Raw genomic sequence first — 6,819 nt, forward strand, 5'->3', positions numbered from 1 at the left:
ATGCAAGAGAAAGGGAGAGCCGAAGCTCTCCCTTTCTCTTATCTTTTCCCTATTCTGGATGACTCAGCTAGACTGAATCGTCTTCTGTGGCGGTCTCCACTTTAATCTTGAAATAGTGTTTACGGTCAGTGGTATCTGGAAAACTGATGGCATCGTCATCGGTATTCAGCAGCGGAATTTCCACGTAAAACTTCTTCGCGCCTGCTGCATTTTTCCACAAACGTATTCTGGCAGGCATGATTAACAGGGACGTTGGCAGTTTCGGTGCTGGGGTTCCTGCTGTCTTCTTGATTTCATCGACCAAATAGTTGGCAGAAACCGACAGCAAGTTCATATCTATCTCGTCGAAATCTTCGCTCAGAAACGATATATCCGTAGAGATGGTAAATACTTTGCTAGGTTCGATAGAAACGCCTTTGAAGTTCTGTACATGAGTGCCGAAGTACAAGGTATCGAGCTTATGTTGGCCTGCAATACCAATCGAATCTGCCGAAAGGGCGACGTCTTTCCCCGCGCCGGGGAGTTTCTTGTCTTTGGCAGAAAACACCACCTTCCAACCATGAGGGAGGTGGTTTTTCGGCGGTGAAATGTCATAAATCCAGGGCCTGAAGAGCACCTTCCGGGTTCCTGCGAAAAGCCCCTGCAACTCAACCGCGCCACCTTTTTCTACCTGTAAATCTCCAGCTGCACGCTCGTTTTCATCGTACGGGGTGATATGCAGGTGAGCAATAGATGGCGGGCGCACGTTGACCAGAGAACCCAGATCATCCGGTCTTGGGTGTGTGTAATGGTTACCACTAAGACCACTGTAGACATTGCTGTCCGGGTAGCTTGACCTTGGGGTTTCCCAAAATAAACGCGCTTTACAGTAGGTGACGCGACGGGAATCTGTAGGGGTACTGGTGATCACCATTTCATTTTGGCGCGAATCTGCTGTGAATACGATCAAGCTGGTCCAACGCAGTGGGTTCCGGTCTGCGCGGTCACCATATTGAGTGGTGTTGAAAGGGTCGTAGTTGTTGCTGTCAAAATGGTGCTCGACACTGCCAGTCTGCATGGAGTTAGAGCAGGCACCCATATAAATTGCCCCGCCTTTGTTGCCGTAGCAGTCAAAGTTTCCGAGATCGTTCGACGATGCAATGTAGGTCCATTTACGGTGTACTTCCAGCTGACCATCAGGGGTTGGCCAACGGTTTTCGTCAGCCGTGTTTCGACTGCCCAGGGTTGGATCAGACATATATATGCCCCAACCATCGTTATTAACCGCTGCACAGCCAATAAAGCTGTTGTGCATGTAGTCTTCGTAGCCGCCCGGGAAATACCATCCGTCCAGACCATTTTCCCGCGCCATCAGGTTTACGTGGGTGTTGTAAGCACCATCAATGCCCACAAAGCCGTTCCATGGCATAGCATCAACGACAATGTTCATAAACTCGTTGTATGAAGCGCGGGCAGTGGTGGAATAGTTGCCCGGAAGATAAGGGGTCATTTGTGAAAGCAGAGTGTAATAGGCTTCCATATTATAGAAGGAGACTTCGACCGTTTTTGTTGACGAGGGTAAGCCACCCGGCACCACAACGGTTGTTGTTGTATCCAAACGTTTGATGGGTTTATGGTAGACCCTTGTTTCACCCTGTGTTTTGGGTTTGCTGGTGGTTTGCTTGTCGGATGCTTTGATACCAACGGATTTACCATCCAGTTTCTTGCCGATGTTGGCGATACGGGCGACTTCTTTTCCCTTGGCATCAAAAGCTCTGACCCAACGGACGAGTGGCACATCGATGGTGTCATCAAGCAATACTTCTTTGGAATCGCTGTAGGTGCCGCGAGCAGGGACGATGATTTCCGTATCACCTTCGCCATTATTGAGCTGAAAGCTGGTGAGATCAGACCAAACCAAAGGGATGTTGAATCGCTTTTGCGGTAGGCGGTTTGGCTGACCTGCCCAGTATTTCGGGGAGTTGGGCTGAGAACTTGCTGCAACACTCGGCTGGGGCGGCGTATGACCAATGATGATGCCGTTACCTCCATCCCCTGGATCTTTTAGACAGCCGCTGACGGCAAAATCAAATAAAAGGGTAGAGCCACATTGGGTATAAATGCCATCATTATTTGAGCCACCAATTGGACATAGTGCGGTGGGGTGCGTGGTGACGTCGCGCAAGGCGCCGGAGAGGGCTTTCCTTCTTACATAGCTACCTTGCCCTCTGAAAGTTCCGGAGCCCGTGGGGACTAACAAGTTTCCGACAATTGGGAAATAGCCTTTTCCCATGACGACATGGAAATCGTAGCGTTCATCTGAGGGCGGCACAGGATCGCCATTCAAATCACGAAGCCTGAGCGCTTGCTCAAGCTTGACCTGATTTCGTTGCGCCATGGCGATAACGCCTTCGCGGTCTCTCTGCCAAAAGGCTTTGGCAGCTTGAGGAGTCTCGCCGACAGATTCCAACTCAATCGTGAGCTCACCTGTTTCGAGAAGGCTAATCAGCCAGTTATAAAGTAACTGAAACAGGCGGTTTAAGGCATCTGCGGTGATACGGAAAGGGGAGGTGACGGCATTCCATGTTCTGGGATAGCGTTGGCGTAGGTTACACATTTTTCGGCGCTCTTTTCCATGTATTGCCTCAAACTCTACGCAAATCAGTAATGGATTGATGTCTAATTTTATTTACATTCGATATATATTATGACTTGATTTTTGGTTAACTTAGGTAGACGGTCTAGATTGAAGAAAAAGCCGGTGGCAAACCGGCACACGCTTAAGCCAGTAGTAAAAAGGGTTAAACAATAGGAATTAACCAGCAGCCTTACTCTGGTTGTAAACATGGGTGGCGATGGCATCCATTAGTGGTGGAGAGAGACAGTCATAAGGCTCTAGCCCCAATTCATGTAGCCTTTCCCTGATGGCATTCATTTGCTCTGGGGGGGTGCCAGCTTCGATAATGGAAGACACAAACGCCGCAAACTCTGGCGGTGACCAACCTTTTTCTCTCGACAACTCGGTGTGAACAAAATCGAGCGCATAGAAAGGATGGTTGGCGTCTTCAATACGGCCATACATATGCACGCCGCAATCACGGCAAGCATGACGCTGAATGGCTGCGCTTTCGTCAATGATAAAGAGCTTGTCAGCATTCTCACCGACCGAGAGGTTGTCCTTTGAAACTACGGCGATCTGAGAGAATGTTGCTCCTTCTGGTTTCCAACACTTCGAGCAACCGCACACATGGTTGTGAGCGGTTTGTGAGGATATGTTGACCACGACTGGATTGCTGCCACACTTACAGGTCAACGTACCGCCAGAAAAGCCAGCGGTATCGTTGATTTGCACGCCACTATCGACGGCAGGATGAATTGAAATTGTCATAGGTAACACCTTAGCAATAGCGTCCTTAATTGCTTTCCACATGGTTAGTCCTCCATGGGTAACCTTGGATAACGTAGGTCGCACATTAACCTGATTGAGCGGGTTGGGATGAGCGACTTTTTAAGCCTAATGCGAAGGTTCAGGATTGAGTACGAGCTGGCTGGCAAAACATTGTTGCCGTGTCTTTAAAGGATGGACTTTGGGGCTGTTGGCAAAAAAAGCGCCGTCAAAGACGGCGCGAAAAATGCTTATGCATTAATGGATTAGTTAAGATCGAAGCGATCGTTATTCATCACTTTTGCCCAGGCTTGAACAAAGTCGTCAATAAACTTTTGCTGAGCGTCATTGGAGGCATAAACCTCCGCTATCGAGCGCAACTCTGCATTAGAGCCAAAGATGAGATCAACGGGTGTGGCTGTCCATTTCTGTTCGCCGCTAGCGCGATCGTAACCCACGTAGATACCCTCTTCAGTCTCAGAAGGTGTCCATGCGTTAGACATGTCCAGCAGATTCACAAAAAAAGCATTATTCAAAGTACCTGGTTTATCCGTAAATACGCCATTACTCGAACCATCACTATTGGCGTTCATGGCGCGCATACCACCAATCAGAGCAGTCATTTCTGGCACTGTCAGTGTGAGTCGGTCAGCACGCTCTACCAGCATCTCTGCAGGAGATCGATAGTTACTTGTAGGATCATAATAGTTTCGGAAACCGTCAGCCGTTGGTTCAAGCACCGCAAATGACGCCACATCAGTCATGTCTTGCGTTGCATCAGTACGACCAGGGTTGAAAGGTACTGATATATCGACGCCACCTGCTTTCGCCGCTTTTTCAATGGCGGCATCACCACCCAGCACTATTACGTCAGCCAGAGAAACTTGGGTGTCGCCGGCATTTTTGTTGAAAGCTTTCTGAACCTTGGTGAGTTCTTTGAGGACCTTCTTCAGTTCTTTTGGATTGTTTACCGGCCAGTCAACTTGAGGTTGCAAAGCGACCCGCGCGCCGTTTGCACCGCCTCGCATGTCAGTACCACGGTAGCTTGCAGCAGAAGCCCATGCGGTTCTCACCAGCTCAGGTACTGTCAGGCCGGTTTCAAGAATAGCGGTTTTGATTTCCTGAGCCTGTTTGTCGTTGATAAGCGGATGGTCAACAGCTGGCACTGGGTCTTGCCATACCAGAATTTCCTCTGGTACTTCTGTACCAATATAGCGGGCGCGAGGGCCAAGATCGCGGTGGTTTAGTTTAAACCAGGCTTTAGCGAATGCCAGTTCAAAATCTTCCGGGTTTTGGCGGAATCGTTCTGCAATAGCGCGGAATTGAGGGTCTTCTTTAATAGCGATATCAGTGGTAAACATGATGGGCGCATGGCGTTTGGTCGGATCGTGGGCATCCGGCACCAGGAGTTTTGCTGCGTCACTATCTGGAATCCACTGCTTTGCACCAGCCGGGCTTTCAGTCAGCACCCAGTTGAAGTTAAACAGGTTGTCTAAGTAGTTAGTGGTCCATTGAGTGGGAGTGACTGTCCATGCACCTTCCAGGCCACTGCTAACGGTGTCTTTACCGTTGCCATCGCCACACTTACTTTTCCAGCCAAAGCCTTGGTCCTCAATCGGTGCGCCTGCCGGGGCCTCGCCCACACACTCTTCCGGTTTGTGCGCGCCGTGAGCCTTACCAAAGGTATGACCGCCAGCTATCAGGGCAACGATCTCTTCATCATTCATCGCCATGCGACCAAATGAATGACGAATATCCTTCGCTGCAGCAAGCGGATCAGGGTTACCGCCTGGGCCTTCAGGATTGACGTAAATTAAGCCCATTTGAACGGCTGCCAACCCTTCTTTCAGGTTACCGTTTTCGTCACGTCGCTCATCTGCGAGCATTTCTTCTTCCGGCCCCCAGTACACCAGATCCGGTTCCCAATCGTCTTCACGTCCACCGGCAAAACCAAAGGTTTTGAAGCCCATTGACTTTAGCGCTACGTTGCCGGTCAGCGCAATTAAATCAGCCCAAGAAATTGCTGCCCCATACTTCTGCTTCACCGGCCAAAGCAGTCGGCGAGCCTTGTCGAGATTGACGTTATCCGGCCAGCTATTCAGTGGGTCAAAACGTTGTTGACCACCACCGGCTCCGCCACGTCCGTCATGAACACGATAAGTTCCGGCTGCGTGCCAAGCCATACGGATGAAGAAAGGCCCGTAGTGACCATAATCCGCTGGCCACCATGGCTGGGAAGTGGTGAGTACATCGGAGATGTCTTTCTTCACTTGATTGAGATCGAGTTGTTCAAATGCAGATGCGTAGTCAAAGCTTTCGCCATAAGGATTGGATTCCTGACCATGGTCACGGAGTGGAGCGAGGTTGAGTTGATCAGGCCACCAGAATTGGTTGGACTTTGGTTCTCCCTGAGCCATGGCCGGCGCTGAAATTAGCGCTCCAGTAAGGGCTATGGAGAGTAGGGTACGTTTAAACATAATTGCCTCCTTTGGTCATGCCAACTGTTTTTTTCTTTTCGTGAGTTGTTTATTAACATTGAAAAGTTAATTGGATTTTCCATTTTCAATCTTCATCAGAAAATTCGAATTAGATGAATTTTCTGAACGAGATTCTTCTATTGTTTAAAAAATAAAGCTCAGACTTATTTTTTTCATCTAATGAAAAATTGATTTTGTATTAATTTATAAGCACGTGTTACCCACTGCGATTTACGCTGTATGAAATAACGGTGGTTGTCTAACCCTTTGTACTTTAGATGGTTGTATCTTCTCTTGTAGAGAGTGGGTTATGTTATCGATCTAAGATTGACTAATTATTCGTCATTTTTTAATTATAGAAATGAAAACCCCAATCGATAAAAGGGAATATTTCGATGGCTATGATTGGTAAAAACGAAAGTGTAGCCACGTTTACTTTTTATTGTTCATTAAGTGACTAATATAAAATGGAATGTTGAGTGAAAAGTAAGAGCTGTATCTTTTGGTTTTTGAATTATTTTAATAGCAAATTAATTCTTTTCTAATCGATTATTTTGGCTGTTTATTTACTTATATGCATTTAATTGCTTTGTTCTGAAATTAAGAATACTGAAAAATATTCAGTTTTCATATGGTTTGCGAATGGTCACTCGCTTTTACATACCCAAACGACCTGAAGATACTCGCATTCAGAGGTCATCAATGCGTTCAATTCGAGGCAAATAAGAATATCAATCTCCACCACTGTGGGCATGAATTCAGAGCGCACGCGCAGCATGTTCAATGCGGAAGCGCCGACCTTTGCTTTATCGCTAAGACGCCTCTGAACGAGATAATTAGCCATCTACATAGTCGGCCCTGAAAAAGCCGTTTTTGCCATTAAGAAATCAAGCAAAAAATAGGGAAGCTGAAATACCAGCTTCCCTATTTTTTAGACAACTGCGCCTGCTTAGTCGCAATAGCATCCTTGTTCATTGT

General features: G+C 47.7%; 3 protein-coding genes. All 3 read right to left on the reverse strand.

The genetic code is table 11. From position 1 onward, the window contains the following. Positions 1–67: 67 nt before the first annotated feature. Positions 68–2,596 carry a hypothetical protein gene (locus tag GMA8713_RS21160; RefSeq protein ID WP_062714012.1) on the reverse strand — a complete coding sequence of 843 codons (2,529 nt, stop codon included), beginning with the start codon at positions 2,594–2,596 and terminating at the stop codon, positions 68–70. A 198-nt stretch (positions 2,597–2,794) separates the two neighbouring features. After that, a complete protein-coding gene (gene gfa / locus GMA8713_RS21165) occupies positions 2,795–3,367 on the reverse strand; it encodes an S-(hydroxymethyl)glutathione synthase (protein ID WP_198159557.1) in 573 nt (190 codons plus the stop codon). 263 nt (positions 3,368–3,630) lie between these two features. After that, entirely contained in the window at positions 3,631–5,841 is a 2,211-nt protein-coding gene (katG, locus tag GMA8713_RS21170) for a catalase/peroxidase HPI (protein WP_062714017.1), read from the reverse strand. Positions 5,842–6,819: the final 978 nt, after the last annotated feature.

Source organism: Grimontia marina, from assembly GCF_900060185.1.
Classification (GTDB): Bacteria; Pseudomonadota; Gammaproteobacteria; order Enterobacterales; family Vibrionaceae; genus Enterovibrio; species Enterovibrio marinus.

Excerpts from the sequence above, each read along its gene's own strand:
- GMA8713_RS21160 (WP_062714012.1), bottom strand. The coding sequence starts at position 2,596 with ATGTGTAACCTACGCCAACGCTATCCCAGAACATGGAATGCCGTCACC.
- gfa (WP_198159557.1), bottom strand. The coding sequence starts at position 3,367 with ATGACAATTTCAATTCATCCTGCCGTCGATAGTGGCGTGCAAATCAAC.
- katG (WP_062714017.1), bottom strand. The coding sequence starts at position 5,841 with ATGTTTAAACGTACCCTACTCTCCATAGCCCTTACTGGAGCGCTAATT.